This window comes from Pseudomonas sp. GW821-FHT09C08, from assembly GCF_059418125.1.
This window is the reverse complement of sequence record NZ_JBWKPG010000001.1, coordinates 276,460-303,156: the sequence shown is the minus strand read 5'-3', so window position 1 is coordinate 303,156 and position 26,697 is coordinate 276,460. Positions and strand designations below refer to the sequence as shown.

28 protein-coding genes are annotated in these 26,697 nt (G+C 65.0%); 7 read left to right on the top strand and 21 right to left on the bottom strand.

Annotated features, from left to right (window positions below; genetic code table 11):
- Positions 1-223: 223 nt before the first annotated feature.
- The 7 genes from gspF to gspG all read right to left on the bottom strand — a co-directional run bounded on the left by gspF (position 224) and on the right by gspG (position 8,558).
- Positions 224-1,435: a type II secretion system inner membrane protein GspF gene (gene gspF / locus AC07OJ_RS01340; protein WP_065905925.1), complete on the bottom strand. Its 1,212-nt coding sequence runs from the start codon at positions 1,433-1,435 to the stop codon at positions 224-226.
- A complete protein-coding gene (gene gspE, locus AC07OJ_RS01335) occupies positions 1,435-2,853 on the bottom strand; it encodes a type II secretion system ATPase GspE (protein ID WP_065905923.1) in 1,419 nt (472 codons plus the stop codon). Before gspE ends, gspF begins: the two co-directional genes overlap by 1 nt.
- Before the next feature lie 469 nt (positions 2,854-3,322).
- Positions 3,323-5,653, bottom strand: a complete 2,331-nt coding sequence (gene gspD, locus AC07OJ_RS01330) for a type II secretion system secretin GspD (protein WP_495093725.1) — start codon at positions 5,651-5,653, stop codon at positions 3,323-3,325.
- Positions 5,650-6,162 (bottom strand): type II secretion system protein M, encoded by a 513-nt coding sequence (locus AC07OJ_RS01325; protein WP_495093724.1) that lies wholly within the window; start codon positions 6,160-6,162, stop codon positions 5,650-5,652. Before AC07OJ_RS01325 ends, gspD begins: the two co-directional genes overlap by 4 nt.
- Positions 6,155-7,225 carry a type II secretion system protein GspL gene (gene gspL, locus AC07OJ_RS01320; RefSeq protein ID WP_495093723.1) on the bottom strand — a complete coding sequence of 357 codons (1,071 nt, stop codon included), beginning with the start codon at positions 7,223-7,225 and terminating at the stop codon, positions 6,155-6,157. The genes AC07OJ_RS01325 and gspL overlap by 8 nt, the downstream gene beginning before the upstream one ends.
- Positions 7,222-8,100: a type II secretion system minor pseudopilin GspK gene (gspK, locus tag AC07OJ_RS01315; protein WP_495093722.1), complete on the bottom strand. Its 879-nt coding sequence runs from the start codon at positions 8,098-8,100 to the stop codon at positions 7,222-7,224. Before gspK ends, gspL begins: the two co-directional genes overlap by 4 nt.
- An 8-nt stretch (positions 8,101-8,108) precedes the next feature.
- Positions 8,109-8,558 (bottom strand): type II secretion system major pseudopilin GspG, encoded by a 450-nt coding sequence (gene gspG / locus AC07OJ_RS01310; protein ID WP_065905919.1) that lies wholly within the window; start codon positions 8,556-8,558, stop codon positions 8,109-8,111.
- 149 nt (positions 8,559-8,707) lie between these two features.
- Between gspG and gspI the strand changes: the two genes are divergently transcribed.
- Entirely contained in the window at positions 8,708-9,073 is a 366-nt protein-coding gene (gspI, locus tag AC07OJ_RS01305; RefSeq protein WP_106804366.1) for a type II secretion system minor pseudopilin GspI, read from the top strand.
- Here the strand turns inward: gspI and AC07OJ_RS01300 are convergent.
- Positions 9,060-9,491 carry a type II secretion system protein N gene (locus tag AC07OJ_RS01300; RefSeq protein ID WP_495093721.1) on the bottom strand — a complete coding sequence of 144 codons (432 nt, stop codon included), beginning with the start codon at positions 9,489-9,491 and terminating at the stop codon, positions 9,060-9,062. The two genes, gspI and AC07OJ_RS01300, sit on opposite strands and share 14 nt — an antisense overlap.
- Positions 9,492-9,584: 93 nt before the next feature.
- Here AC07OJ_RS01300 and AC07OJ_RS01295 point away from each other — a divergent pair, with 93 nt between their 5' ends.
- Together AC07OJ_RS01295 and AC07OJ_RS01290 are read left to right on the top strand one after the other, a co-directional pair.
- Complete coding sequence (locus AC07OJ_RS01295) at positions 9,585-10,037, top strand: GspH/FimT family pseudopilin (protein WP_495093720.1); 453 nt, start codon at positions 9,585-9,587, stop codon at positions 10,035-10,037.
- Positions 10,034-10,645, top strand: a complete 612-nt coding sequence (locus tag AC07OJ_RS01290; RefSeq protein WP_495093719.1) for a type II secretion system protein GspJ — start codon at positions 10,034-10,036, stop codon at positions 10,643-10,645. The genes AC07OJ_RS01295 and AC07OJ_RS01290 overlap by 4 nt, the downstream gene beginning before the upstream one ends.
- Here AC07OJ_RS01290 and AC07OJ_RS01285 read toward each other — a convergent pair whose 3' ends face one another.
- The 3 genes from AC07OJ_RS01285 to AC07OJ_RS01275 are packed head-to-tail and all read right to left on the bottom strand — an operon-like array spanning position 10,646 to position 12,796.
- A complete protein-coding gene (locus tag AC07OJ_RS01285) occupies positions 10,646-11,572 on the bottom strand; it encodes a FecR family protein (RefSeq protein WP_065905911.1) in 927 nt (308 codons plus the stop codon). It lies immediately after the preceding gene.
- A 37-nt stretch (positions 11,573-11,609) separates the two neighbouring features.
- The gene (locus AC07OJ_RS01280) at positions 11,610-12,155 is read right to left on the bottom strand and encodes an RNA polymerase sigma factor (protein ID WP_016980117.1); all 546 of its coding nucleotides are present in this window, start codon (positions 12,153-12,155) and stop codon (positions 11,610-11,612) included.
- Positions 12,152-12,796, bottom strand: a complete 645-nt coding sequence (locus tag AC07OJ_RS01275; RefSeq protein WP_495093718.1) for a secretin and TonB N-terminal domain-containing protein — start codon at positions 12,794-12,796, stop codon at positions 12,152-12,154. Before AC07OJ_RS01275 ends, AC07OJ_RS01280 begins: the two co-directional genes overlap by 4 nt.
- 216 nt (positions 12,797-13,012) lie before the next feature.
- Here AC07OJ_RS01275 and AC07OJ_RS01270 point away from each other — a divergent pair, with 216 nt between their 5' ends.
- The gene (locus AC07OJ_RS01270; RefSeq protein ID WP_495093717.1) at positions 13,013-13,324 is read left to right on the top strand and encodes a hypothetical protein; all 312 of its coding nucleotides are present in this window, start codon (positions 13,013-13,015) and stop codon (positions 13,322-13,324) included.
- 4 nt (positions 13,325-13,328) lie between these two features.
- On the opposite strand, the gene AC07OJ_RS01265 is transcribed toward AC07OJ_RS01270, so the two are convergent.
- Complete coding sequence (locus AC07OJ_RS01265; protein WP_065905905.1) at positions 13,329-13,829, bottom strand: hypothetical protein; 501 nt, start codon at positions 13,827-13,829, stop codon at positions 13,329-13,331.
- A gap of 178 nt (positions 13,830-14,007) precedes the next feature.
- On the opposite strand from AC07OJ_RS01265, the gene AC07OJ_RS01260 reads away from it, so the two are divergent.
- Complete coding sequence (locus tag AC07OJ_RS01260; RefSeq protein WP_495093716.1) at positions 14,008-15,612, top strand: SMEK domain-containing protein; 1,605 nt, start codon at positions 14,008-14,010, stop codon at positions 15,610-15,612.
- 69 nt (positions 15,613-15,681) lie between these two features.
- Here AC07OJ_RS01260 and AC07OJ_RS01255 read toward each other — a convergent pair whose 3' ends face one another.
- From AC07OJ_RS01255 to AC07OJ_RS01220, 8 genes are all read right to left on the bottom strand, one after another.
- On the bottom strand, positions 15,682-16,926 hold the full coding sequence (locus AC07OJ_RS01255) for an OprD family porin (RefSeq protein ID WP_065905902.1): 1,245 nt from the start codon (positions 16,924-16,926) through the stop codon (positions 15,682-15,684).
- Positions 16,927-17,014: 88 nt separating this feature from the next.
- Positions 17,015-18,400 carry a tripartite tricarboxylate transporter permease gene (locus AC07OJ_RS01250; protein ID WP_120448214.1) on the bottom strand — a complete coding sequence of 462 codons (1,386 nt, stop codon included), beginning with the start codon at positions 18,398-18,400 and terminating at the stop codon, positions 17,015-17,017.
- On the bottom strand, positions 18,400-18,882 hold the full coding sequence (locus tag AC07OJ_RS01245; protein WP_201144042.1) for a hypothetical protein: 483 nt from the start codon (positions 18,880-18,882) through the stop codon (positions 18,400-18,402). The genes AC07OJ_RS01250 and AC07OJ_RS01245 overlap by 1 nt, the downstream gene beginning before the upstream one ends.
- A gap of 51 nt (positions 18,883-18,933) precedes the next feature.
- Positions 18,934-19,335 (bottom strand): hotdog family protein, encoded by a 402-nt coding sequence (locus AC07OJ_RS01240; RefSeq protein WP_083221441.1) that lies wholly within the window; start codon positions 19,333-19,335, stop codon positions 18,934-18,936.
- A complete protein-coding gene (locus AC07OJ_RS01235) occupies positions 19,332-19,787 on the bottom strand; it encodes an FAS1-like dehydratase domain-containing protein (protein ID WP_495093715.1) in 456 nt (151 codons plus the stop codon). Before AC07OJ_RS01235 ends, AC07OJ_RS01240 begins: the two co-directional genes overlap by 4 nt.
- Positions 19,784-21,010: a CaiB/BaiF CoA transferase family protein gene (locus AC07OJ_RS01230; RefSeq protein WP_262135056.1), complete on the bottom strand. Its 1,227-nt coding sequence runs from the start codon at positions 21,008-21,010 to the stop codon at positions 19,784-19,786. Before AC07OJ_RS01230 ends, AC07OJ_RS01235 begins: the two co-directional genes overlap by 4 nt.
- Before the next feature lie 17 nt (positions 21,011-21,027).
- On the bottom strand, positions 21,028-21,924 hold the full coding sequence (locus tag AC07OJ_RS01225) for a hydroxymethylglutaryl-CoA lyase (RefSeq protein WP_495093714.1): 897 nt from the start codon (positions 21,922-21,924) through the stop codon (positions 21,028-21,030).
- Positions 21,925-21,926: 2 nt separating this feature from the next.
- On the bottom strand, positions 21,927-23,213 hold the full coding sequence (locus AC07OJ_RS01220) for a hydroxymethylglutaryl-CoA reductase, degradative (RefSeq protein ID WP_495093713.1): 1,287 nt from the start codon (positions 23,211-23,213) through the stop codon (positions 21,927-21,929).
- Between the two features lie 134 nt (positions 23,214-23,347).
- Here AC07OJ_RS01220 and AC07OJ_RS01215 point away from each other — a divergent pair, with 134 nt between their 5' ends.
- Both AC07OJ_RS01215 and mntP read left to right on the top strand, forming a co-directional pair.
- Entirely contained in the window at positions 23,348-24,724 is a 1,377-nt protein-coding gene (locus AC07OJ_RS01215) for an aminotransferase-like domain-containing protein (protein WP_065905889.1), read from the top strand.
- A gap of 223 nt (positions 24,725-24,947) precedes the next feature.
- Positions 24,948-25,511, top strand: coding sequence for a manganese efflux pump MntP (gene mntP / locus AC07OJ_RS01210; protein WP_120448210.1), 564 nt, complete (start codon positions 24,948-24,950; stop codon positions 25,509-25,511).
- A 45-nt stretch (positions 25,512-25,556) separates the two neighbouring features.
- Here the strand turns inward: mntP and AC07OJ_RS01205 are convergent, their stop codons facing one another.
- Positions 25,557-26,624 (bottom strand): NAD(P)-dependent alcohol dehydrogenase, encoded by a 1,068-nt coding sequence (locus tag AC07OJ_RS01205; protein ID WP_065905886.1) that lies wholly within the window; start codon positions 26,622-26,624, stop codon positions 25,557-25,559.
- Positions 26,625-26,697 lie beyond the last annotated feature (73 nt).

Below are 26,697 nucleotides of genomic sequence, written 5' to 3'. Positions count from 1 at the left end.
GGAACACCTTGATTTTTAAAAGATTCTCGGGTGTTTTGGTCATCGTTCTGAACGCTTTGGGCGCAGGTGACAGCGAGGTTTCAGCCCGCAATGGGTGGAGGCGGTACGGGCTGTGGCAAGGGCGGTTGGATGTGACGGAATGAGGAACCCGAGGTTGGGCCTGGCGATGTCGGCCCGCGCCGAAATCAACTGAGCAGCCCCTTCCCAGCTTTCTTGACCGTATTCAGGTCACGAGTTGGTTGATCTCGATGATCGGCAACAGCACCGCCATCACGATCACCAGCACCACCGCGCCCATCACCACGATCATCAGGGGCTCGAGCAACGCGGTCATGCCCATCGCGCGCCGTTCGATATCCCGCGACAGCGTCTGCGCGGCACGCTCGAGCATCGGCGGCAGCGCGCCGGTTTTTTCGCCGCTGGCAATCAGGTGGATCAGCACCGGCGGGAAGACTTTTTCCACCGCCAGCGCCGGGGCCAGGTTGACGCCCTCGCGCACCTTGGCGGTGGCGTCGTTGACGCATTGGCTCAGGCGGTCGTTGGAGAGGGTCTGGCGCGCCGCTTCCAGCGCGCGCAGCAGCGGCACGCCGGCCCCGCCGAGGATCGCCAGGGTCGAGGCAAACCGCGCGGTGTTCAGGCCCAGCACAAAGCGCCCGATCAGCGGCAGGCGCAGCACGCGACTATGCCAGTTCAGGCGCGCCACGGGATTGCGCAGGTACAGGCGCCAGCTCCAGAAACCGCCGACAAGCGCACCGAAACACAACCAGCCCCAGGCGCGAATGAAGTCGCTGGCGTTGAGCATCGCCAGGGTCAGGCCCGGCAGGTCCTGGCGCGCCTGGGAAAACGCGCTGACCACCTGCGGCACCACGTAGCTCAACAGGAAAATCACGATGCCGATGGACACCAGCCCGACCACGCCGGGGTAGATAAAAGCCGTGAGGATCTTGCCGCGCAGGTTGTTGCGCTCCTCGATGTAGTCGGCCAGGCGCTCCATCACTTGGGCGAGGTCGCCGGACTCCTCCCCCGCCGCGATCAACGCGCGATAGATCGACGGAAAGTCCCGTGGCCGTGCCGCCAATGCATCAGCCAAGCGCATGCCGCCGCGCACATCGGCACGCACGGCGGCGAGGGTCTGGGCGATGTGCTTTTTCTCGGCCTGCTCCACTGTCGCACTCAGTGCTGCCTCCAGCGGCAGGCTGGCGCCGAGCAGGCTCGCCAGTTGTCGCGTGGCCCAGGCCAGGTCATTGTCCGACAGCTTGGCAGTGAACAGGCTGCTGCCGGCGGCATTCGACTGATTGCCTTCAACCTGTACCAACAGCGCGGTCAGGCCACGGCTGCGCAACGCGGCAAACGCGCCGCTCTGGCTGTCCGCCTCCAGGTGCCCGGCCTCGACCTTGCCGCTGGCGTCGGCGGCTTCATAGCGATAGCGATTCATCAGGCGTCCCGCGTCACGCGCAGGATTTCTTCGGGCGCAGTGGCGCCGCTGCGCACCCAGCGCTCGCCGTCTTCGCGCATGCTCAACATCCCGGCGCGGCGCGCGGCCACGCGCAGGTCCTGCTCGCCGGCGCCCTGGTGGATCAGGCTGCGCACGTCGTCGTCGACGCAGAACAATTCATGGATCCCGGTACGCCCGCTGTAGCCGACCTGGTTGCATTGCGCGCAGCCCACCGGGCGCCAGGTGCCGGGCGCGGCCGGGTCTTGTTGCTTGCAATGCGGACACAGGCGCCGCACCAGGCGCTGGGCCAATACACCCAACAGCGACGACGCCAGCAGGAACGGCTCGACCCCCATGTCGATCAGGCGGTTGACCGCCGACACCGCGTCGTTGGTGTGCAGGGTCGCCAGTACCAGGTGGCCGGTGAGCGAGGCCTGCACGGCGATTTGCGCAGTCTCCAGGTCACGGATTTCACCGATCATGATGATGTCCGGGTCCTGGCGCAGAATCGCGCGCAAGGCCAGGCCGAAGGTCATGTCGATCTTGGCGTTGACCTGGATCTGGCTGATGCCCGGCAAGTCATATTCCACCGGGTCTTCCACGGTGAGGATATTGCTGGTGCTGGCATCCAGCCGCGCCAGGGCCGCGTACAGGCTGGTGGTCTTGCCGCTGCCGGTGGGCCCGGTGACCAGCACGATGCCGTGGGGCTGGCGGATCAGCGTATCGAGGCGCGCCAGCAGTTGCGGCTCCATGCCCAGGGTTTCCAATTGCAGGCGCCCGGCCTGTTTGTCGAGCAAACGCATCACCACGCGCTCGCCATGCCCGGTCGGCACGGTCGATACACGAATATCAATCGGCCGGCCGGCCACGCGCAGGGCGATACGGCCGTCCTGGGGCAGGCGCTTTTCGGCGATATCGAGCTGGGCCATGATCTTGATCCGCGACACCAGCGCGCCATGCAGCGCCTTGCGCGGCGACACCACGTCACGCAGGGTGCCGTCGACGCGGTAGCGCACCACCGAATGGGTTTCATAGGGTTCGATGTGAATGTCACTGGCCTCATCCCGCGCCGCCTGGGTGAGCAAGGCGTTGATCATGCGAATCACCGGCGCGCCGTCCTGGGTGTCCAGCAGGTCGGTGATTTCGGGCATGTCTTGCATCAGGCGGTCGAGGTCGACTTCGTTTTCGGCGGCACCGACCACGGCGGCGGCGCTGCCGGTGTCGGCGTAGGCACTGGCGAGCAGGCCGTCGAGTTCGTCGTCGCGCACCTGTTCAAGGCGGCTGTGGCCGAACTGACGGTGTACCTCGCTGATGGACCAGCCGGGGGTCGAGGGGCATACGGTGAGTAGCCTGCCTTCCTCGCAGGGACGCAGGAGGATGCGTTGGGATTTGGCCCAGGCGTAGGGGAGCAGGCTCATGGTTTTGGCTCGCTTGCACTGGATTTAGAGGGACCGAGTACATATCCGTTGTTGGGGTAACGGCTACTTGGGGTTCCGCTCTTACAGCGGCTCACTTTTGAAGAGCGCAAAAGTAAGCAAAACGCTCTTGCCCCAACACTCGGCACCTCGCCCAGGCTCGGTGTGCCCGTAATCCGACATTGATTTGGGCGGCCGCCGCCACGCGCCATCCATGGCGCGGGGCGGCTAAACCGGCATCCCTGCCGGTTTACCCCCCAAATCAATATCGAATTCCGGCCAGCGTGTTTGATGGGGCGCCTAGGATCAAGATCAAGATCAAGATCAAGGTCAAGATCAAAAACAACGCGAAAGCTGGTTAGCTTTTCTGTGGGAGCTGGCTTGCCTGCGAAGGCCTCCACTCGGTGTGCATGCCGTACCGAGGTGTCTGCAGCGCAGGCAAGCCAGCGCCCACCAAGAGCGCAACCATAAGTCACGGCCGCGTCCCTCCGGAAACCGGCACCGCACGGATCACTGCCCGCGGCCCCTGTTGTTGGCCACCCGGGATCGCCTTCTCCACAGAAGGCAACTGCGGCGCCTGCACATCCGGCATCGCCCAGCTGTGCTCCGGTTGCAGCCCGCCCTGGGCGCGGCGCATGAACTCGTAGCGGTTCAGGGTGATGCTGCGCCCTGCCCCGCTGTCCCGGATGATGTAGGGGCGCAGGAACACCATCAGGTTGGTCTTGTTCACGCTGCGCTTCTCATTGCGAAACAATGCGCCCAGGCCGGGAATATCCGACAGCCACGGCACCGCATCATTGCTCTGGCTGTAGCCGTCCTGCAGCAGCCCGCCGAGCACCATGATCTGCCCGTCATCCAGCAGGATGCTGGTGTCGATCGCGCGCTTGTTGGTCACCGTGCCGGCCTCCACCGACGCCCGCGCATCCACGGTGCTGACCTCCTGGTAGATATCCAGCTTCACCGTGCCGCCTTCGGAAATCTGCGGGCGCACGTTGAGCTTGAGCCCCACCTCCTCACGCTGCACGGTCTGGAACGGGTTGTTGCTGGTGCCCCCGCCGCCGGTCACGTAGCTGCCGGTGACAAACGGGATGGTCTGCCCGACGAAAATACTCGCCGCTTCGTTGTCCAGGGTCAGCAGGTTCGGCGTCGACAGCACGTTGGTGCCGCCCTTGCTCTTCAGGGCGCGGGCCAGCACCTTGAGGTCGAGCACCTTGCCGATCCCGGGGATGTCTACGGTGCCGTTGACCAGGCCGACGTTGAGGCCCTTGGGCAGCACATCAATGCTGGTGGGGCTGGCGGGCTTGCCATTCACGCCGCTGCCGCCCAGGTTGACGCCGCCGAAGCCGCCCTTGCCACCGAGGTTGCCGGCCTGCCATTGCACGCCAAACTCGGTGGCGTCGTCCTCACCGACTTCCACGATCAGACTTTCGATCACCACCTGGGCGCGGCGCTGGTCGAGCATGTCGATCACTTCGCGCAGGTTGCGGTACAACGGGTCCGGGGCGGAAATCAGCAAGGTGTTGGTGGTGGCGTCGGCCTGGATGGTCACGCCGCCGGCGCTGAATGCGGTGTCCTGGTCGCTGGAAGTGCTACCGGTGCCAGTGGTGGAGCCGCTGGCTTGCCCGTAACCCGACTGCACGCCGCTGCCGGTGGGCGTGCCGCTGCTGTTTTGCGCGGTGCCGGTGGCCGGGCTGTTCTTGCCATTGCCGCCCATGCTGCTGAGCTTGCCACGGGCATCGTCGCTCACCCCGGTATCGTTTTCGCCGGTGAGCAGCCCGCGCAGCGACTGCGCGAGTTTGCCGGCCTGGGCATTGCGCAGGTACACCACGTGCATATTGCTCGGGTTGCTCTGGGCATTGTCGAGCTTGTAGATCAGGTTGCGCGCCAGCTCCGTACGCTCCGGGCTGCCGGAGCGGATGATGATCGAGTTGGAGCGCGGGTCGCCGATCACGTTGATCTTCTGGGTCTGGTCGGCGCCCTGGGTTTCCAGCAACTCGCCGACCATCGCGGCGATGTCCACGGCGATGCCGTTCTGCACCATCACCACGTCGGTGTCGATGGCGCTCGGGGTGTCGATGCCATTGATGATCTGCGCGACGCGCGCGAGGTTTTCCGCATAGTCGGTGATGACGATGCTGTTGTTGCCGGGGTAGGCATTGATCGGGTTGTTCGGCGACACGATGGGGCGCAGCACCGGGATCAGGTTCACCGCGTTTTCATACTGCAGGCGGAAAGTGCGCGTCTGCATGCCGCTGCTGCCGGCGCTGTAGATCGGCCCGCCAAGCAACTTCGCATCGGCCTCCGGCACCACCTGGGCCACGCCGCCCACATCGACCACGCTGAAGCCCTGCATGCGCAGCGCCGCCAGCAGCATGTCGTAGGCCTGGTGCGCGGGCACCTGGCCCTCGCTGACCAGGGTGAGGTTGCCTTTCACACGCGGGTCTACCAAAAATTGCTGGCCGGTGGCGCGGGACAAGGCGCGCACCACCGCCTGGATATCCGCGTCGACGAAATTGAGCTGCACCGGCTGGTCGCCCAGCGGGTTGCGCGCCTTGACCGGCGCCGGGGCCTGGCCGCGTGCACTGTGGGTGACCGGGTGTTGCACGCGGGGTTTGGGCGTGACTTCACGCTGGCGATCGAGCGGGGTTTCGCCGCTGCGACGGGTGTCGGCCAGAGGCTGGCCGAGTTCGCTGTCCACCAGCAAGGGCGTGTTTGGCTGCGGGCTGCTGCACGCGCTCAACGCCAGCAACAGCAGCGGCGCGACCTTGCGAAAAGGCGCGTGATGGGGGACTGACCACTTCATGAAGCTTCCTTAGCGCCAAGCGCCTGATCCATGCGAACGGTCCCGGACACAGTGCCGGCCGAGTTATCGACAGCATCCGGCGCGCGCTGCAAGCGCGCCTCGGACACCTCCAGGGAAAACGAATGGGGATTGCCCAGCAACCAGCTCACCACGGCGTCTGCCGGGGCATTCTCCAGCGTGAGGCGCCAGCCGCCGGCGTCCAGTGCCTGCAACTGGTAATGCCCTTGCAGGCCGGCGCCATCGAGGGCCTGGCGCAACGCGGTTTCATCGCCGTGGCGCGGCGCCGCGACGTCCTGCAACAGCACCTGCAAGGCCGCCGCCTGGGCGCGCAGCTTGGGGGTCTCGGCCTGCCAGTACTCGATCTTCTTCAGCGCGGGTTGCACCAGCACCAGCCAGGTCAACAGACTCGCCAGGACCAGCGCAGCCCCGCTCAGCAGGCGTTTCTCGCGCAACGCCAGGCCGCTCCAGAACACCTGCGCCTGGCTGCGCACCTGCCGCCACTTATTCATCACTGGCCTCCGGTTTCTCGGCGGCCTGGGCCGGGCCGATGCTCCAGCCATGCTCATCGCGCTCGGCGACAAAGCCCGCCTGGGCGAGCGCGGCTTGCCAATCGCCCACGGCCGTGGGGCTGCGACTGTCGGCGAGCAGCGCCAGGTGCAAGCGGCCCTGTTCGAAGTCCAGGCTCTCGACGCTGCCGACCATGAAGGGCAGGTTGCTGCCCGCCAGCTGCAACAGGCGGGTAAAGCGCTGGCCCGGATCGGCAGCCGCACCGCTCTGGCGCGCAGCCAACTGTTGGCGGGCCTGCTGCAATGGGTTGAGCACCACCGGCAATTCAGGAAATGCCTGGCGGACCTGCTGGCTCATCAGCGCCTTGAGCCGTTGGCCCTCATCCACCTGGCGGGCGGCATACAGGTTGAGGCCGACGGTCCAGATCGCCGTCGCCAGCGCCACACCGGCGAGCGCCCTGCCCCATCCGCCACGGGGCGCCTGGCTGAGGCGCGCGTGCAAGCCCCAGGTCGGCACGGCACCGCTCCAACGCTGGTGCGCCTCCACCAGCGGCACATCGAGGGTCTGCAAGCCCAACGGGTGCACGGCGCCTTGCTGCAGGCTGTCACGGGTCAACAGATAGCCGTCGTCCAACGCTGCCGCGCCGACCGGCAAGGCATACGGCGCCGGGTACAGACCGCGCAGCTTGAGCGGGGTCTGTGCGACGACCGCGGCGAGCCGCTCCAGGCCGGCCTTCGACACCCAGCCGACCTGCACGCGCCCATCGCTTTCACGCGGGCCGTGGGCCACCTGCATCTGCTCCACCGGACCGAGGATCAGCGCCTGGGCGGCACAAGCCACCGCCGCAGCGGTTTTCGCCGCGGGCAACGGCGGCAACTCAAGGCTGGTCAGCAGGCTGTCGCGCGGATGCAGGAAGCAATCCAGCGCCTGGCGGGTCTTGCCCAATTGCGCCAGGCTGGCGTGCCCTTCGTCCACCACCACGCCGCGCTCCAGCCAGGCAAACGTCACCTGGCTGTCCACGCTCAACTCATCGAGCGGCGGCAGGCCAATACGCAAGCGTTTCATACCCCCACCCGCGACCAGATCACCCGTGGCGGGCGGTCTTCGGGGCGATGCAGCAGCGCGTCGAGGGTCACCCGACGCTGCTCGCGCCGTGCCTGGCCCTGCAGGCGAAACCACTCGCTGGTAATGCCCACCTGCACCGAATCCACCGCCACCTGGGGCAAGTGCAGGCGGTTGACGAAATCCCCGCGGTTGATAAACCAGCGGCCGCCGTCACGTTCGGCCAGTAACCCCCGCGCCTGGGCCAGGCTGAGCTGCGGCACCACCGCGCTGAGCACTTCGGCGCTGGCGGTGTTGCCGTTGACCCAGGTATTGCTGGGAAGCACGCTGATATAGGTGCGCAGGCGCCGCAACAGCGCCGGGTCCAGGCCGTCAATGCCGCTCAAGTCGTCGAGGTTGCGCAGCATCGGGTATTTGGCCGGCACACCGTTCTGCTCGTAGGAGGCGATGACCCGCTGGCTGATGCGCCGACTCACGGCCGGGTCGACCCCGATCAGGCGGCACAGGCGCTCGAAGGACTGCAATTGTTCGGCATCCGGCTGCTGGCGGTTGACCAGGTTGCGCAGGTTGAACTTGCCCTGCTCGTCCTCGATCTGCCCCTCGAACGCGCCGCGCTGGGCCTGCGCCCACGGCTGGTCGAGGCGCGTCAGCACCTCCTTCTGGCGCGCCTCCCAGAGCATCTGCCGGCTGCGCTCCAGGCCGCCTTGCAACAGCCACTGGCCCTGTACGCGCAATTGCTCGGCTTCCAGGCTGCGAGTGAACACACTCTGACGCGTGAGCATTGCGCCGGCGAGCACGGCCACCACCGCCGCGATCAGCAAGGCGCTGATAATCGCCATGCCGCGCTGCTTCGCCGCTGTGGGCGAATACCGTTTCATGGCGCGCCTTACAACTGCCAGGAGCCGATATCGGCATTCACGCCGTCGCCATCCGGTTGGCCGTCGGCCCCCAGCGAGAACACATCGACCTCACCATTGGCGCCCGGGTTGAGGTAGTGATAAGGGTTGCCCCACGGGTCGTTGGGCAGGCGCTCGAGGTAGGCGCGCCAGTTGCTGTTCTTCGCATCCGCCGGGCGCTCCACCAGCACCTTCAGGCCCTGGTTCATGCTCGGGTAGGTGCCGTGGTCCAGCCGATACAGCTTGAGGGCTTGCATCAAGCCGCCGATGTCCTGTTTCGCCGCCGTGGCCCGCGCCTGGTCCGGGCGATCCAGGACCTTGGGCACCACCATCGCCGCCAGGATCCCGAGGATGACCACCACCACCATGATCTCGATCAAGGTGAAGCCACGCTGGCCGCGAGGCCCTGGCAATGGGGATGTTAGGCGCGCGATATCCATCTCGACATTCCTTGGCTTGAGTGCATTTCGTGGCGCAGTGTTGCAAGAACACATGTCAGTCGTATTGAAAATCCTCGGGAGTTTCGGTCGCCAATCGGTCAACTCCCGGCGCTAGTCTGCGGACCTGTTTCCAGGCTTTCGAGACCCCCATGGACAGCCGTCGCAAGGCGCAAGGCTTTACCCTGATCGAGGTGCTGGTGGCGCTGGCGATCATTGCCGTGGCCATGGCCGCAGCCGTGCGCGTAGCCGGGTTGATGACCCAGAGCAATGGTCTGCTGCGCGACAAGTCCATCGCCTTGCTGGCAGCGCAGAGCCGCCTGGCCGAGTTGCGCCTGGAAGGCCACTTGCGCAGCGGCAAAAAGACCTTCGACTGCGACCAGGGCCGCTTGCAGCTGCGCTGCGAACAAACCATCAGCGCCGATGGCGCACTGTTTCACGTGCATGTGCAGGTGCTCGACGCCCGCCGCGAAGCGCCGCCGCTGGCGCGCCTGGACACACAGGTCAGGGTCGAGTGAGCAGCGGCAGCGCAGGCCCGTCCGGCAACTTGTCGAGCTTCACGCGCAGCTTCTCGCCGCCGCGCTCGATCTCCACGCCGTCGCCTTCAATGGCCGTCAGGCGCACGCCGGGGCTGAGGCGTTCACCCAACAAAAAGCTGCGGGGCGGGCCGTCGTTGAGGCTGAGGATCGCCACGGCACCGCGTGCCCCGGCCAGCACACCCGAGACCTTGACCTGCACTGCCGACGGCGCAGTCGAGAACCATTGCAGCGCCGGGTTATCACTGCGCGCCGCGAGGGCCTGGGGCGTGACCGCCGGTGTGTGGGATTCGGCCGACGTGAGCAGCAGCGGCGTCCAGACCGCCACACCGGCCAACGCCGCCAGCACCGCCAGTGCCTGCACCCCGTGGGCCGGTGAAAAACGAAGGGCAAATGCCATGAGTGGGACCTCCTGTTTGTCCGTGGCACCAGCCTACAGCTCAATTCGCACGTTTTTATTTCAGCTCCTCTCCAGTTCTCCAGGTGCCCTGCGATGAAACAACACGGCTTCACCCTGATCGAGTTGATGGTGGTATTGGTGATCATCGGCATTGCCAGCGCCGCCATCAGCCTGACCATCAAGCCCGACCCACTGCACCTGCTGCGCAAGGACGCCGAGCGCCTCAGCCAACTGCTGCAAATCGCCCAGGCCGAAGCCCGCACGGACGGCCGCCCGATCACCTGGCGCGGGGATGCCGAGGGCTTTCGCTTCAACCGCCGCAGCGACGACGGCAGCGGCATCGAAACCTTCCAGGGCGATGACCCACTGCGCCCGCGCCTATGGGAAAGCACACCGATGCAAATTACTGTCGAACCGCGCCAGCATCTGGTACTCGATGCCGAATGGATCAGCCCAGCGCTGCGCGTGGTGCTGTCCGACGGCCAACACCGCCTCAGCCTGCAACGCGACGCCCAAGGCTTGATGCGCGTGGTGAGCCAGCCATGAACACCTCCCAACAGGGCTTCACCCTGATCGAAGTAATGGTCGCGATCATGCTCATGGCGCTGGTCAGCGTCATCGCCTGGCGCGGGCTGGACAGCGTCACCCGCGCCGACCAGCACCTGCAGGCCAGCAGCGAACAGACCGAAGTGCTGCTGCGCGCACTGAACCAGATGCAACGCGACATCAGCCTGCGCGCCAGCGTCGAACTGAACGCCCCGGATCCCTCCAGGAACAACGAAGAAAAGGTTGATGGACTGGCGGCCGTGACAGTGCGCAGTTCCGACAGCAAAGGGTTTCGGCTGGACATCATTCGCAGCGCCCCCGTCGCCGGGGATGGCCTGCAACGGGTACGTTGGTGGCTCAAGGGCGACCGTTTGTATCGCGCTGCGGCGCCTGCACGGGACCGCTATCCGTTGCCGGCGGCGAAGGACGCGGTGGTGGTGCTGACAGGGGTCAGTGATCTGCAGGTGCGCGTGTGGGAGGCGGATAAGGGCTGGCGGCAGCTGAGCGGGAATCGGCGTGAGGATCCGTTGGGGCTGGAGATCAGTCTGGTCCGGGAGACGCCCCAAGGTGCGGAGCGCTATCGGCAGGTGGTGGGGCCGTTGAAGTGATTAACTCAACAACACCACCCCACCCGGCAACTCCGTGCACTTGGCCCCATACGCATCCCGAATCAACAACGCCACCCCCGCCAACTGCTGCAGGCTGAACCGTGCCTGCACGCGGCGTTGGCCGAGTTGCTTGTTGAGCAGCACCAGCATGCCGGGGCGGTAGCGGTTGATCTCGTCCACCACCGTCGCCAGTGTGGCGTTGTTGAACACCAGCACCTGTTCGCGCCAGGCCACCACCGCCTGGGTATCCACCACCACGGGTTCGCCCATGCCGGCGGCGCTGTAGGTGAGTTGCCGTCCACCTTCCAGGCGCACGCTGCGGCCGGCGACGTCCACCGAGAGCCAGCCTTCGATACAGGTCACGCAGACGGTCTGATCGGTGTTGCGCAGGTTGAAGCGTGCCTGTGCCGCACTCACCGCGCCTGCGCCGGCCAGGACCTGGAGCGGCTGCGCGGCATGGGCGAGCACTTCGACTTCGCCTTCGAGCAGTTCGATGCCCTGCCCCACTCGGCTGATGCGCGTCTGGGTGTTGAGTTCCAGGCTGATGCCGTCGCTCAACAGCACTTGTCGCTGCTCGCCGACCTCGGTGCGGTAGTCCGCCGTCAGGCCAGCGAAGCCGCCGGGCGAGCCGACGTGCACCATGACCACGGCTGCCGATGCGGCTATCGCGCCGCCGAGGAAAGCGCGCCGGCCGAAATGACGCGGCTGCGCCACTTGCGCGGCGGCCGGGGCCAGTTGCTGCCACACCACCTTGGCCTGCTCGAACGCCTGGGCGTGCTCGGGGCTTTGCGCGCACCACGCCTTGAGCGCCTTGGCGTCGGCCACGGTGGCACGGCCCGAGGTCAGCAGGACCAGCCAGTCGCGGGCTTCATCGTGCAGGGGGCTGGCGGCGGTTTCCCGGGCGGTGGAGAGGCTAAAAATATTCAAGCGCGCACATACTCACGGATTTATCAGGGACTCGACACTAAGACGGTTTTCCGGCCCCGGGACCGAACCGCTGGATCACTTTTCTTTCGAGGCGCTTGGCGCAGTGGCCGAGGGCGGCCTTGATTTCCTTCTCGACCATACGCGTGGAAATGCCGAAACGCTGGGAGATTTCCAGGTGCGGTGCCTCTTCCAGGCGCGCGGCGATGAGGATCTTGCGACGGCGCGCCGGCAGCTCGTAGAGCGCCTTGACCAGGGACTGGATTTCTTTCTGGCCGCCGACCACGCGCGAGGGGTCCTGGGCTTCGTCGGCGCTTTGCAGCAGCTCTTCCACTTCACTGCCGGTGAGCAGGCGCGCATCGGCCTGGCGGCGGTCGGCGGCGATGTTCAAGGCCATGCGGTAGAGGTAGGCGTTGGGTTGTTGCAGGTTCGGCGGCACGTCCATGCGGTCGACCCGCAGATAGGTTTCGTGCAGGACGTCATTGGCCAGGTCCTCCGACCCCAGGCGCTTGCGCAAACGCACCTTGAAGTCTTCGTAGGAGGCCAGGAACAGGCTGACCATCGTGCTGTGCCCGGTATTTTTCATCCGCCCGAGGCTCCTTTGACTGCTGTGCATTCCATGCGCATTCCTGTTGTGTCGGGCATCAAAAGTAAAGTCACCGGCTGGCGCAGCGAGCTTGGCGCCGGGCGCTCCACCCGCGCCGTGCCCAGGCTGCGGACCAGTGCTTCATCGCGTTGTTCATCGCCGGTGGAGCTGACCAGCCGGCTGTGTTCGATGACCCCGTCAGGATTGACCCAGACCTGCACCAGCGCGCGAAAACTGCCGGGACGGGTCACCGGCGACCGGCACAGGCTGGCTTCGATGGCCTGCTGCACGGCGGTGGCATAACTGCTGTTGATCCGCGCCGCCTGACGGGCCGCCGCGCCACGCGCTGCCGGCGGCTGGCTGACCTGCGGCACCTGCAAGGTAAACGCATCGCTGCGTGCGTAACGCGCCATCAGCCCGCTCCCTGTCAGCAACATCGCCAGCGCCTCAGGCGCCGTGAAGCGCCCGCGCACGCCGATGGAACGCCGGCCCCGGGTCAACTCGCGGTCGACCAGCACCGCCATGCCCGTGGCGCGGCTGTAGGCTTGCAGGGCGTGCTCGAGGTCTTGTGCCGGCAGGTCCAGCGCCAGCAGCGGTGTCTCGGCCCGCGCCGCGCCGCCACCCGCCAGCAGCAACAGCAAGACCAGGACGCATCCGGCGCGCCTCCAGGCTCCCTGTTCACCCCCTGCTCTGCATCGCTGCACGGCCGACGCGCCCTAGAAAACCGTCATCCTGAGGCCAGTTTATGAACCTGATGTTACGGTGATAGCAAAAAAAACATCACGGTGACGAGAGGCCCGCTGCACTAGACTTGCCAGGCACAACGGCCCACACCCCGGGCCCGCCAGGAGGCACTGATGAAGCATTTACCGACCCTCGCCAGCCTGTTGCTGTACGCCGCCCTGCCCTTGCTCGCCCAGGCCGACAATGCCCCGGGTGGCTGCGCCGAAGTCGCGGTGGACGGCTACAAGGCGCCGGACTACGGGTGCCTGAGCCAGCAGATGGGCAGCGAGACGAATGCAACCAAGGCCGCGCAGAAGAATCGCGAGGCGCAGAACATCCCGGTAGAGCGGCGCCAGCCGAACAAGGTCGGCCTGGCCACTCCGGCGGCGACCAGCGTGCGCATGGGCAACACCTTCGGTACGTCGGTGAAGCCGCAGCGCCCGTGAGGGATCACCTTCGATAGAACACGCCGCAGGAAACTTCCTTGTACAGGTGGTCGGTCCACCCTGAGTTGTGCACGTAGATCTGCCGGCCTGGTCGACAGTTGTTGATGCCGGAATCATTAACCATGTCCTCGTGCCAATTCGCATAGATCAGCAAGCTTTCGATATCTCGGATGGTGCCCGGGTCATCCCGGCCCACCTGAAAAGTCGGCACACCCAGGCACAGGCTGAACGTGACGCCTGGATGGTTGGCGCGTAGCCTGGCCAGGCGCTGCACGTGGTCGGCCTGCCGATGACGCACGGCGGCGGTTTGCTTGTAGGTCATCCCGATGTAGTAAGGCCACCATTCTCGGTCGACCCTCGCGACAATGGCATAGAAATAGGCGTAGTCATTTTCCGGGATGCCGTTGGAAAACAGCAGGTCGTGGGGCGCGGGGGGTGTCCAGGCAATGTCGACATTGACGTCGAAATAATCCGGCCAGGAAGCTGTAAACGTCTCGCCAATCATCTGATCTCCTATCGAGCCGTCCTCTCCGGGCACCGGCCAATACCGTCCATCTCTTTCCTGGCACACCCCGCGCAGTGCCCGTGGCCGCCAGACGAAGGCGGGACAATAACCGAGATCATGGCCCTGAGCCACCACTGCTGGCACACTCCACGTTCCACTTGCAGCAGCACGGCTCGCCATGAACGACACACTGGTTTCTCGCAATGCACAACTTGATCAACTGGCCCTGATGCTGGTGGTGTTCAAGCACTACGTCGAGATGAAAAAAAATGCCCACCTCCTGGACACCGTCCGGCTGGCCGAATCGGTGATCGCTGAGCTGATGTCGCACTTGTGCGGCATGGGCGGCTTCATCGATCTGAACAAGGACTACCCCAACCACCCTGGCATAGACCTGTTGTCCGACGATGGCACTGTGGGGGTGCAAGTCACCGTGACGCGCACTCCGCGCAAAGTCAAAGACACCCTCGACCACGTCCCGTCCCTGCCCGCCACGCTTCAAAAGCTCTACCTCGTGATGGTCTGTGGCCGGCAGAAAAACTACCGGGCGGCTTCGATCGCTCAACACGCTCATGCTGCCGGCATCTGCTTCGACCCCAAGACCGATATTCTCGATCTGGAGGGGTTGTTTGACATGGCCCGGCACAACAGTCAGGCGCACATAGACAAAGCCATACAGCGACTCGAAAAAGAAATGGGCCACCGCGCGCTGAGCCTGCTGGGCAGTTTCAACAAAAATGCCGACCGCGTCCTGCAGGTGATCCGGGCTCACGGGGTGCGAGGACCGGCGTTCAATGAGCTGCTCGACATTGACCCCTGGGTCGCGCCGCCCCGCCTGACCACTCCCGATGCCCTGCAACCCTGGCTGACACCGGCCAATTGCGCGACCATCGCCGAGCAATTCAATGTGCCGCCGAGCTGGCTGGACGGCGCCGACGAGCGCACGGGCGATTATTACGACAGCTCACCCTGGCGCACCTCGGGCGATGTCATGGGGCTGCTGGCAACGATCGCCGAACGCTACCGCAGCGCGCACTTCCATATCGTGATTGCCGACGACATCGACACCCCCTTCGACTGCTTCCACGAAACGTCGCCGGGGGCACGGGAGGTGCCCTTGCTGGTGTTCTACCAAGCGCACGGACCCTACGGCGATGTCTATGCGCATTTAGGGGTACAGCCTTGGAATGTGCTGCATCACCGTCAGGCCGCGTTCTTTCTGGCCACCGCCATTCGCGACTTTGCGCGCCAGGGCTTGGGCCATTTCAGCGTCGAGTGGGAGCAGTGGCCGCGCAACGACATCCTCGCCAGTTGCACCGGTACGCTATTGGCCGAGCTGGTGCCAAACCGACGCGGGCGACCGCTGGACGAGCGCGACTGGATCCGTTTCGATGGCCGCTGGCAGTTCCCCGGCCGACCGGACCTGACCACAGCGTTCAACGATGAGTATCTGCCCACCGTGCTCCATGGATTCCAGCGCCTGCAACAGCGCCAGCACCGATTTCGCGTGCTGCAGGAATACCTCGATACCCAAGCCGCCTGGAGTGCCCTCGCGGCCCCGGCACCCGGCGCGAAGCGTGTCGACGGCTATGCGGCGTGTGACATCGCACAGATCTGCCACGTGCCCTTGCGCTGCGCCGACGCCCTGGGCAACGAGCATGAACTGTCGGTAGACAAGGCGCGCGAACTGATCGATGAGCAACTGGAGATGGCCGCTGCGGACCCGAAAAAGCGCTTCGTCTTCCTCGATATCCGCGTCGATCCGGCGTGCGCAGACAGTTAGCACCGGGCTCGGATTGTCTGGGGCGGATATCGGCAGGCACGCCGGGCGGCGTGCCTGCCGATCAGTGGCTTAGAGCAACGACAGCGGGTAGCTGATGATCAACCGGTTCTCATCGAACTCATTGGTGCTGAAGTCCCGGCGCAGGGTCGAATTGCGCCAGCGCACGTTGAGGTTGCGAGCCGGCCCGCTCTGCACCACATAGGCCAGTTCGGACTCGCGCCCCCATTCCTTGCCATCGGTGATCGCGCCGACATGCGCGTTGTCGCCACGGATATAGCGGGTCATCAAGGTCAGGCCCGGCAGGCCCTGGGCGGCGAAATCATAGTCGTAGCGTACCTGCCACGAGCGCTCCTTGGCCGCGTCGTAGCTGGAGTTGTAGCTGTCGTTGGCCAGGCTGGTGCCGGCCGTGCCGTTGACGCGCATCCAGCCGTTGTCGCCGGACATGCGCTGGGCACCCAGGTAAAAGGTGTGCGCGCCAGTACGCGCCGAGAGCATCGCCGACATCGCGCGGTTGTCCAGGTTGCCGGCCAGGGCCTTGGCGTTTTCTTCACCGGAGAAATAGCCGAGGTTGGCGCCCAGTACCCAGCTGCCCACCGGTTGGCTGTGGGTCAGGTTGAAGTAGCGCTGCTGGTAGATATCCGCCAGTTCCGAGTACCACACGCCGAGCTGGGTTTTCTTGTCGTTGAACTGGTATTCGGCACCGCCGAAGTTGAAGCGGTCGGAGGTGGCATCGGGGCGCCCGGCCATGAACATGTCGTCCATGCTCGCGTCGTTGCGCGGGCTGTTGGCGCGAAACTGGCCGCCGTAAAGGCTCAGGCCGCTGATCTCCCTGGACGTCAGCTGCGCGCCACGGAAGGTCTGGGTCAGCGAACGACCGTCGTCGGACCGCAGCACCGGCAAGGCCGGCGCCCACTCACCGGCCTTGAGTTCGGTGTTCGACAGCTTGGCCTTGAGCGCCACGCCGAGCCGTCCGAAATCATCCGCCGGCCGCCCGTCATCGTGCACCGGCAACAGCTGGGTATTGGCCGTGCCCTTGCCGCCGTCGAGCTTTACCGAGTACAGGCCCAGCACGTCGACACCCAAGCCGACCACGCCGGCGGTGTAGCCCGAGCGCGCATCGAGGATAAAGCTCTGGGTCCACTCCTCGGCCTTGGCCTGCGGGTAGTTGCCATTGACGAAGTTGCGGTTGAGGTAAAAATTGCGCAGGTTCAGCGAGGCCTTGCTGTCGTCGATAAAGCCGTCGGCGTAGCTGCTGCCGGCCGTGAAGACCAGGCAGGTGAGCACCACAGGGTTGGCACGTAAAAGGATCTTCATTGTTATTATTCCTTTTCGGGAGGCGAACGCCTCCCGTCGCAGATCACGGGTATCTGCTGGCTTGAGAGATAAGGTGAGGTGGAGCGGTTTAGTTGCCGGTCAACGCAATGATCGCCGGCACCGTCAGCACGGCGGTGTAATAGCCCATGAACTGCACACCGATGTTGAAACCCAGGAAGCGTGCGAGGAAGCCGCCGAGCAGGCCCACGGTGACAATCACCATCAACCCCAGCAGCCCGCCTTCCCAGATACCGATCACCAGCACCAGGCCGATAAAGGTCGCGATCACCGCTTCATGGCTGATCTTGCGCACCACAAAGGCGGCGGCGCCGTGGGCAAAGTTCATGGTGAACGGGTACGCGACCAGGATTGCCACGATCACCGCGAGCATGCCGTAGCCGAGGAATTCCCAGGTGTTGAGCAGGTTGTGCAGGTTGTTGATCTCGCCGGTGGCGTTGTCGACGAAGAAGCGCGGCGGCGCGTTGAACAGCGGCGCGGCCGGGCCGGCGGCCACCGGGCTCAGCGGCAGCCCGAAGGCCATCAGCGGGATCAGGGTTTCGGCGATGTAGGTTGACTCGGTCACGCCGTTGCGCGCGGTGATCACCGTGGTCAGGCGGTCATAGGCTTGCTTGATCCGCGAGCCGATCACTTCGCCCATGATCACCGTCATCGCCACCGGGCTGAACACGAAGGTGGCGCTGGAAACGCTGGCAGCCATGGCCGTGACGCGCACCTGGCGCGGGTTGATGACCTTGAACGGGTTGGGAAAGTAGCCGCTCCAGCCCTTCACGTCCGGGGCCAGGGAAAACACCCGGTAGTGGTCCCGACGCATGCGCTGGCGCTCACTGGGTGCCAACAGCGAGAACAGCGAGGCAATCAACGGCGCCACGGCGATGCCGAGGAAGTAACTCACCGACAGCTTGACCCCGTATTGCCCGGTCAGTGCCTGCAACGCGACGATCACCACCACAAACGGCACCAGCGCCAGCACGGCGGCCCAACGCCCGGCAGAGAAATAGGCAATGGTGAACGCCGCGCACAGGAACACCCATGGCGCGAACTGCTTGATCACCGCACCGAACGGCGCCAGCAGCACCGCAAACAGCACCGACAACGGCACGGCGATCAACGCCGCCACCGCGCCACCGGAGATCATCTTGCGCAGGGCAATATGCGGCACGCCGAGTTTGCGCAGGTAATTGGCATCCGCCAGCAGGGCCGTGGCCGAGGTATCGCCGGGAATCCCCAGCAGCGCGGTCGGCACGGCATGCGTCATGTGCTTGGCCACGGCTCCGGCCAGGAAGAATGTCAATACCCCGGCCGGCGGCGCGCCCAGCAGCACCACCAGCATGGTCAGCGGTGCGAGCGTGGTGGTCTCATCCGTGCCGGAGACCAGGCCGATGGCTGCGAACACCACCGCGCCGAGCAGCCCAAGGGCGAAGGCCATCATGATTTCATGCAACAAGACTTCCATCACCCGCGCCCTCCGCTGAGGCTGGGAGTCAGTGCCGGGGCCTGGGCGACCGGCACGTTTTCTTCGCGGGCCTGGGCTTCCCGGAACAGCTCATACAACTCCAGCTCGCGCAGTTCGGCGATTACCTCGGCGGACAAGTCCTCGAGGCGCCCGAGGCTGCCGTATTCCTTGAGCAGGTCAGCCACCACTTGTTCGCGAAAGCTCTGGTCGGCGACGTTTTCCTGCACGTCGCGCTTGGGTGCAAACAGCCTGGCACTGATGGCGCCACCGGCCAGGCAGCCGAGAATGCCGATCAGCATGGCGTAGGCTCGCGCCATCTGCGCCGACTCCACCAGGTGGTGCAGCACTTGCTGCGCGGCGAAGTAGGCGCCCAGGCTGACCACCGCGCCAATGCCGATGGACATCGCCAGGTCACGGCCATCAATGGTGTCGCCCCAGACCTCGTAGAGGTTTTGCCTTTTCGGCGGTAAACGTTGCTGCATGGTGCCCTCCGGCCCTTTCGGGCTTGTTGTTTTTATAGGGGGGTGAAGCGTTCAGGGTCGGCGCAGCGTGGCGCGCCCCACGGTGGTGGCCTGGCCCTGTTGATTGACGATCTGCAACGCCAGCGTGATGCGTTCGCCCTCCACGGCCTGGATTTCACCGTGGGCGGTCAACACGTCACCGACGTAGGCGGCGCGCCGATTGCTGTACTCGAAGGCCAGCAGTTCGTCGCTGTCCTCCATCCAGTCGTAGAGCAACTGCGTCAGCCAATCGCCCTGCAACGGGCCATCGACCAGCAGCGCTGGATGGCCTTCCTGGTGCTGCGCGTATAGCAGGTCATAGTGGATGCGGTGGGCATTCCAGATCGCCGCGTTGTACAGGAACAGTTGCACGGTGCCCGGCGTGTATTGCCGTGACGGCAAGGCCTGGCCGATGTCGAGGGTGGGCATGATCATCTCGCTATCCGGGTCAGGTATTCGGTCACCAGCGGCTCGCCCGCCTCGTTCTCGAAACGGTTTTCGAACACCAGGAAAATCAGCGGCCCTTCGGCGCCCTGTTTTTCGTGGATGTCCACCAGGGTCTGGCGGCACACCAGCACATCGCCGGGGTAAATGCGCCGAAGCACCTCATAGCGGCTGCCGCCGGCGAGGATGCGCTTGAGCGGCAGCTCGGGCAGCAACGGGCTGTCCGGGCAATGGCCGTCTTCGCGCAGGTGGTCGAGGGGCAGCACCGGCATCAGCACACTGAACAAAAACATCAGCGGCGCTTCATCACCGGCGAGGAACCGCGCCTGGCGCTGCCCGGTGGCGACCGCGTATTTACGGATATCCTGGCGGTTGACTTGAAAACGCACCGGCGCCAATGCCTGGCCGATGCAGCCTGTGATTTCGGCGGTAAGCAGGCTCAAATCACACCTCGCCGGACCAGGTCCTCGTACTGCGCTGCGTCCAGGCCCAGCCAATCGCGGTAGACCTGCTGGTTATGCTGGCCGACACCCGGCGCGCTGGCGCCCTTCTCCAAGGTGCCGCCGGAGAGCTTCACCGGGTTGCCGAACACCTCGAAATGCGCGCCCTGGCATTCGACGCTGACCACCATGTCACGCTCGCGCACATGCGGGTCGGCGACCACTTCATCCATGCTCTTGATCGGCGACAGCGGGAAGCGGTCACCGGTCAGGGCTTCCAGCTCGGCCTTGGTGTGCGCCGCGCACCAGCCTTCGACGATGGGCTTGACCCGCCGCAGGTAAGTGGCCTGCTCGAAACGCTTGGCCATGGTGTCGATTTCCGGATCGCTGGCCAACGCCGCATCACCGAAGGCATGGCAGGCCTCGCGCCAGAACTTGTCCGTGTAGGCGCCGAAAAACACAAAGCCGTCCTTGCACGCATAGCGCCCGTAGGGTTTGACGAACGGATGGCCGTTGCCGGTCGGGCCGACCACTGCGCCGGTCTCGGTGTAGGTGACCAGGGCGTTTTCGGTCAGCGAGATAATCGAGTCCTGCTGGGACACGTCCACCAGTTGCCCCTGGCCGCTGCGCTCGGCTTCACGCAAGGCACCGAGGGTGCCAATCGCGGCATACAGGGCTGCGGACAGATCCCCCAGCACGGTGCCGACGCGCATCGGCTCTTCCACGGTGCCATTCATCGACCACAGCCCGCCGGCGGCCTGGGCGCTGCTGTCGAACGCCGGGCGCGACGAGTTCGGCCCATGCTGGCCGAAGCCGCTGATGGCGGTGAACACCAGCGCCGGGTTGACCGCCTTGAGCACCTTGTAGCCCAGGCCCAGCTTGTCCATCGTACCGGGGCGGAAGTTCTCGATGACGATATCGGCCTTGCGCACCATGTCGAGGAACGTCGCCTTGCCGTCGGCGTGCTTGAGGTCCAGGCACACCGCCTGTTTGTTGCGGTTGAACTGGGCGAAAAAACCGCTGACCGGCGCGTGGGTGCTGCGGCTCATGGGCGGGAATTCACGGGTCAGGTCGGGGTCGGTGGGGTGCTCGATCTTGATCACCGTGGCGCCCATGTCCGCCAGCAGCATGGCGCAGTACGGCCCCGCCACTACACGGGTGAGATCGAGGATAGTCACGCCCTTGAGCGGGCCGAAGCCGGCCAGGGTGTCGGTAAGAGGGTTCATGGGTTCTCCATTTATTGTTATTGGGGACGTGCACGCAGCGCCTTGGCCACCCGCGATTCGCCGGTGCGTTGCAGCCGGTTATCAATAAAGACGGCTACCTCCAGCAGTTTTGCAAGGTCGACGCCGGTGGCGATGCCCTGCCCCTCAAATAGATACACCAGTTCCTCGGTCGCCACGTTGCCGGTGGCCCCTGGAGAATAAGGGCAGCCGCCCAGCCCCGAGACCGAGCTGTCGAACACCCGCACCCCGGCCTGCCACGCCGCCTGCACATTGGCCACGGCCATGCCGTAGGTGTCATGGAAATGCCCGGCCAGGGCACTCAGCGGGACTGCGTCGGCACAGGCCTGGATCAACCGCGTGGTCGCGCCCGGCGTGCCGGTACCGATAGTGTCGCCGAGGCTGACTTCGTAGCAGCCCATGGCGTACAGCGCCTGGGTCACCGCGACCACCTGCGGCACCGGCACTGCGCCGCTGAACGGGCAGCCGAGCACACAGGATACGTAGCCACGCACAGCCACGCCGGCTTCCAGGGCCTTGGCCAGCACCGGCTCGAAGCGCTCCAGGCTCTGGGCAATCGAACAGTTGATGTTCTTCTGCGAAAACGCTTCGGACGCCGCCGCAAATACCGCCACCTCACGGCAACCGGCGGCCAGGGCCATGTCCAGGCCTTGCAGGTTGGGCACCAGCGCGGTGTAGGTCACGCCATGGCGCTCGCCCAGGCCACGCAGTACGGCAGCGGAATCGGCCATCTGCGGCACCCAGCGCGGCGACACGAAGGCCCCCGCCTCAATGGTGCGCAAGCCAGCATCGGCGAGGCGTTCCACCAGCGCGATGCGGGTATCTACCGACAGGCTGCGCGCTTCATTCTGCAAGCCGTCGCGCGCGCCCACTTCCACCAGCCGAACGCTGTTCATGCTCACTGCCCGCGCTTGTCGAGCAACAGCGCCCGGGCACTGTCGGCGCGCACGTCATGGGTGGCGACCATATGCTCGACCAGCCACTGCACTTCGTCCCCACGGGCACCAGCGGACAGCGCCACATTGCGCGCATGCAATGCCATGTGCCCGCGCTGGATGCCTTCGGTGGCCAGCGCGCGCAACGCGCCGAGGTTCTGCGCCAGGCCGACCGCCACGGCGATTTCACCGAGTTCCTGGGCGCTTTTCACCCCAAGGATGCGCAGGGACAACTGCGCCAGTGGGTGGGTCTTGGTGGCGCCGCCGACCAGGCCGAGCGGCATGGGCATTTCCAGGGTGCCGACCAGGTGGCCCTCGCGGTCTTTCTCCCACGTGGTCAGCGAACCATAGTGCCCGCTGCGGCAGGCGTACGCGTGCGCCCCCGCCTCTACCGCGCGCCAGTCATTGCCGGTGGCGACCACCAGCGGGTCGATGCCGTTCATGATGCCCTTGTTATGGGTGGCGGCGCGGTACGGGTCGATGGCGGCGAAGGTATAGGCGTCGATCACCCCTTCGATCACCTCTTCACCGCTGTACTCGGCGGTGGCCAGGTGCTGCGGGGCAATACGCAACTGGGCACGGCACAAACGCAAATCGGCCAGGTTCGACAGGATGCGCAGGCGCACCTTGCCGCCGGTAAGACGCTCCATCAGCGGCGCCACGGCCTCGGCCATGGTGTTGACCGTGTTGGCGCCCATGGCGTCGCGCACGTCGACGATCAGGTGCGCCACCAGCATCGGCCCGCGCGGGCTGTCGGCGAAGGTGTGCACCTCGATATCGCGGCAGCCGCCGCCCAGGGTGTTGAGCAACTGGTCCTTGCTGTTGGCCAGGGCGATGATTTCATCTTTATTGCGCAGCAGGCTCAGCCGCGCATTGAACGGGTCGCTGATGCCGATGATTTGCACCTGCGCGCGCATCAGTGGCGCGCTGCTGGAAGTCTGGAAACCGCCGGCCGGGCGCGTCAGCTTGGCCATGAACGAAGCGGCAGCCACCACCGACGGTTCTTCCACCACCAGCGGGATCACCACGTCGCGACCGTTGATGCGGAAATTGCTGGCCACGGCATACGGTAATTCGAATTTGCCGATGACGTTTTCGATCATGCCATCGGCGATTTCCAGGGGCAGCGCACCGGCGTCACGCAGCAGCGCCACATCGTCGTTGCTCAAGCCGAGCAAGGGTTGCAGGTGTTCAAGACGCTGGCGTGGGGACAGGCTGCGGAAGTTGGGCAAGCGGGAATCGATGGGCATTCAGGGGCTCCTCAAGGAGTCATTTGTTATTGGATGCCGCCAAATTGCCCCATCTGTAGCCTTGAAAGAAGGTACAGTTTTGCCGGACAGTTAAGCCACTGTACCCATAACAAGAACCCACGAGGAATTGCAGCATGTCGCGCCCGACCCTCGCGCAACAGGTGGCCAGCGCCATCGCCCAGCAAATCACCGACGGCGCCCTCAAGGCCGGCGAGAAGCTGCCATCGCTGCGCGAATACATGCGCCTGCATGGGCATTCCAAGAACACCGTGATCACCGCCTACGAGCACCTGGCCGCCGACGGGCTGGTGGAGGCGCGCCATGGCCAGGGCTTTTTCGTGATCAAGCGCGTGGCCCACACCAGCGAAGACGAAGAGAGCCAACCCTACAACCGCGCCCTCGACACCATCTGGATGATGCGCCAGCAATTTGTGCGCGACCCGGGCCACTCGCACTTGGGCGAAGGCTTCCCGCCGGTGGAATGGCTGATGGACATGCGCCTGGACAAGTTCCATCGCCAGGTGGTGCGCGCCGGGGTGACCACGCTGTTTCGCTACGGCACACGCCTGGGCAACGCCGGGCTGCGCGCACGCCTGGTGCAAAAGCTGGCGGACTACGCGCTGCCGGTGTCGCCGCGCCAACTGGTGACCACCTTGGGTGCCAACCATGCGATGGACTTGATCATCCGGCGCTACCTCAACCCCGGCGACCCGGTGCTGGTCGAAGATCCCGGCTACTACCCGCTGTTCGGCAAACTGCAGTTGCAGGGCGCGCGCATGTTCGGCGTGCCGCGCGAACCCGACGGGCCGAACCTGCAGGCGCTGGAGCAGTTGATCAAGGCCCATCGCCCGCGCCTGTTTTTCCTGCAGTCGATCGGCCACAACCCCACCGGCTCGGACCTGTCCCCGGCAAAGGCGCACCAGTTGCTGCGCATCGCCGAGACCTACGACCTGCTGCTGGTGGAAAACGATGCGATGGCCGACTTCAAGCCCAGTTCGGCGATCAAGCTGTCGGCCCTCGACCAACTCAACCGCACCTTGTACGTCGGCAGCTTTTCCAAATCGGTGTCGGCAGCCCTGCGCGTGGGCTTTATCGCTGGCAGCAAGCAGCGCGTCGAGGAACTGGCGGACATCAAGATGATCCTGCACAACAGCGGCGCCGAGTACAGCGAGCGCACCATCGACGTGATCCTCGGCGAAGGGCACTTCCTGCGCCACCTTTCGCGCCTGCAGGATCGCCTGCGCCACGCCACCGCCCGAGGCCTGGCACTGCTCGACGAACTCGGCGCCGAGGTGTTCTGCCGGCCCGAGCAGAGCCTGTACCTGTGGGCCCGCTTCCCGACTGTCGAGGATGCCAACGCCCTCACCCGCCTGTGCCTGGCCCAGGGCGTGATGCTCGCGCCGGGGGCGATCTTTTCCACGCAACCAAAGAACACAGTGCCGTGGACGCGCCTGAACGTGGCTTACCTGGATGACCCGGTGTTCTGCCGGATCATCCGCGAACTGCAATAAGGCCTTTTGACAAATTTTTCATCTACGCTCGCCTAAGATCGCCCACCTCGTTGGGGAGTAACCTGCTTCTGATCCTGTCGGAAGCGTTCGTATCAACATATTCGGCAACCTGCCGTGGTGCGAACACCGTCTTTTCGGTTGGTGAGACCAGCGACACATCCATGCCTAAAGTCGGGCGTGTGGGTGTGTCGTTGTCTCATATAGCCCGACTGGAAGCCTGACCGTGAACCCCATTTCCCTGATCCTTCTCGCCCTTGCCATGTCCACGGACGCCTTCGCGGCGGCCATCGGCAAAGGCTCCAGCCTGCACAAGCCACGCCTGACCCAAGCCCTGCGCGCCGGCCTGATCTTCGGCGTGATCGAAGCCATTACCCCGATGATCGGCTGGGCCATCGGCCATGCTGCGACGCGTTGGGTGGAGAACTGGGACCACTGGATCGCCTTCACCCTGCTCGCGGTGCTGGGCCTGCACATGATCTACAACGGGCTCAAGGCCGACGATGACGAGGCCGAAAAACCGACCCAGCATTCGTTCATGATCCTGGCGGTCACGGCGTTTGCGACCAGCATCGACGCGCTGGCGGTGGGCGTGGGCCTGGCGTTTGTCGACGTGAATATCCTGGTGGCCTCCGCCGCGATCGGCCTCGCAACCATGACCATGGTGACCATCGGCATGATGCTGGGCCGGGTGCTGGGCACCGTGGTGGGCAAACGTGCCGAGATCGTCGGCGGCGTAGTGCTGATGCTGGTGGGTGCGACAATCCTGTACGAACACCTCTCAGCCTGAACAAAACTGCAGGAGCCGGCTTGCCGGCGCCTGCAGGGACGGGCCTCAGGCCGCGTGGCTTGCTTTCTTCAGGCTGTCCATATCGATCACGAATCGATACTTCACATCGCCCTTGAGCATCCGCTCATACGCCTCGTTGATCCCCTGGATATCGATCATCTCGATGTCCGAGACAATCCCGTGCTTGGCGCAGAAGTCGAGCATGTCCTGGGTCTCCTGGATCCCGCCGATCAACGAGCCAGCCAGGCTGCGGCGCTTGAAGATCAGGCCGAATACCGCCGGCGACGGGTGCGGACTGTCGGGCGCGCCGACCAGGGTCATGGTGCCGTCACGCTTGAGCAGGTTGAGAAACACATCCAGATTATGCGGTGCAGCGACGGTGTTGAGGATGAAGTCCAGGCTGTTGGCGACCTTGGCCATTTCATCCGCGTTCTTCGACACCACCACCTGATCAGCCCCCAGGCGCAGGCCGTCTTCGCGCTTGTTGGGTGAGGTGGTGAACAGCGTGACGTGTGCGCCCATCGCATGGGCGATCTTCACCGCCATATGCCCCAGGCCACCCAGGCCGACCACGCCGACTTTCTTGCCGGGGCCGACTTTCCAGTGGTGCAGCGGCGAGTAGGTGGTGATGCCCGCGCACAGCAGCGGCGCCACCGCTGCCAGGTTCGAATCATCGTGGGAGATGCGCAGCACGAACTTCTCCTTGACCACGATGCTGTCCGAATAACCGCCAAAGGTGTTTTCACCGCCGAACACCGGGCCGTTGTAGGTGCCGGTAAACCCGTTTTCGCAGTATTGCTCCTCGCCCTCGGCGCAGGACGCACAGTGCTGGCAGCTGTCGACCATGCAGCCGACGCCGGCGAGGTCGCCGACCTTGAATTTTTTCACATTGGCGCCCACCGCTGTCACACGGCCGACGATTTCGTGGCCGGGCACCGAGGGATACAGGGTGTTGTTCCACTCATTGCGTGCGGTGTGCAGGTCGGAGTGGCAGACGCCGCAATACAGAATGTCGATCTGGACGTCCTCGGCCCCCGGCGCGCGGCGCTCGAAGGTGAAGGGCTTGAGGGCATCCTTGGCGTTCTGGGCGGCGTAGCTGTAAGTCTTGGCCATTTCGTTCACCTGTGTGATCTGACGGTAGAGGTCAGTGGACCAGCATAGACGCTGAACCGTTCAACCGAGCACA

Coding starts and splice junctions, on each gene's coding strand:
- gspF (WP_065905925.1), bottom strand. CDS start 1,435: ATGAATCGCTATCGCTATGAAGCCGCCGACGCCAGCGGCAAGGTCGAG.
- gspE (WP_065905923.1), bottom strand. CDS start 2,853: ATGAGCCTGCTCCCCTACGCCTGGGCCAAATCCCAACGCATCCTCCTG.
- gspD (WP_495093725.1), bottom strand. CDS start 5,653: ATGAAGTGGTCAGTCCCCCATCACGCGCCTTTTCGCAAGGTCGCGCCG.
- AC07OJ_RS01325 (WP_495093724.1), bottom strand. CDS start 6,162: ATGAATAAGTGGCGGCAGGTGCGCAGCCAGGCGCAGGTGTTCTGGAGC.
- gspL (WP_495093723.1), bottom strand. CDS start 7,225: ATGAAACGCTTGCGTATTGGCCTGCCGCCGCTCGATGAGTTGAGCGTG.
- gspK (WP_495093722.1), bottom strand. CDS start 8,100: ATGAAACGGTATTCGCCCACAGCGGCGAAGCAGCGCGGCATGGCGATT.
- gspG (WP_065905919.1), bottom strand. CDS start 8,558: ATGGATATCGCGCGCCTAACATCCCCATTGCCAGGGCCTCGCGGCCAG.
- gspI (WP_106804366.1), top strand. CDS start 8,708: ATGGACAGCCGTCGCAAGGCGCAAGGCTTTACCCTGATCGAGGTGCTG.
- AC07OJ_RS01300 (WP_495093721.1), bottom strand. CDS start 9,491: ATGGCATTTGCCCTTCGTTTTTCACCGGCCCACGGGGTGCAGGCACTG.
- AC07OJ_RS01295 (WP_495093720.1), top strand. CDS start 9,585: ATGAAACAACACGGCTTCACCCTGATCGAGTTGATGGTGGTATTGGTG.
- AC07OJ_RS01290 (WP_495093719.1), top strand. CDS start 10,034: ATGAACACCTCCCAACAGGGCTTCACCCTGATCGAAGTAATGGTCGCG.
- AC07OJ_RS01280 (WP_016980117.1), bottom strand. CDS start 12,155: ATGAAAAATACCGGGCACAGCACGATGGTCAGCCTGTTCCTGGCCTCC.
- AC07OJ_RS01270 (WP_495093717.1), top strand. CDS start 13,013: ATGAAGCATTTACCGACCCTCGCCAGCCTGTTGCTGTACGCCGCCCTG.
- AC07OJ_RS01265 (WP_065905905.1), bottom strand. CDS start 13,829: ATGATTGGCGAGACGTTTACAGCTTCCTGGCCGGATTATTTCGACGTC.
- AC07OJ_RS01260 (WP_495093716.1), top strand. CDS start 14,008: ATGAACGACACACTGGTTTCTCGCAATGCACAACTTGATCAACTGGCC.
- AC07OJ_RS01255 (WP_065905902.1), bottom strand. CDS start 16,926: ATGAAGATCCTTTTACGTGCCAACCCTGTGGTGCTCACCTGCCTGGTC.
- AC07OJ_RS01250 (WP_120448214.1), bottom strand. CDS start 18,400: ATGGAAGTCTTGTTGCATGAAATCATGATGGCCTTCGCCCTTGGGCTG.
- AC07OJ_RS01245 (WP_201144042.1), bottom strand. CDS start 18,882: ATGCAGCAACGTTTACCGCCGAAAAGGCAAAACCTCTACGAGGTCTGG.
- AC07OJ_RS01240 (WP_083221441.1), bottom strand. CDS start 19,335: ATGATCATGCCCACCCTCGACATCGGCCAGGCCTTGCCGTCACGGCAA.
- AC07OJ_RS01230 (WP_262135056.1), bottom strand. CDS start 21,010: ATGAACCCTCTTACCGACACCCTGGCCGGCTTCGGCCCGCTCAAGGGC.
- AC07OJ_RS01225 (WP_495093714.1), bottom strand. CDS start 21,924: ATGAACAGCGTTCGGCTGGTGGAAGTGGGCGCGCGCGACGGCTTGCAG.
- AC07OJ_RS01220 (WP_495093713.1), bottom strand. CDS start 23,213: ATGCCCATCGATTCCCGCTTGCCCAACTTCCGCAGCCTGTCCCCACGC.
- AC07OJ_RS01215 (WP_065905889.1), top strand. CDS start 23,348: ATGTCGCGCCCGACCCTCGCGCAACAGGTGGCCAGCGCCATCGCCCAG.
- AC07OJ_RS01205 (WP_065905886.1), bottom strand. CDS start 26,624: ATGGCCAAGACTTACAGCTACGCCGCCCAGAACGCCAAGGATGCCCTC.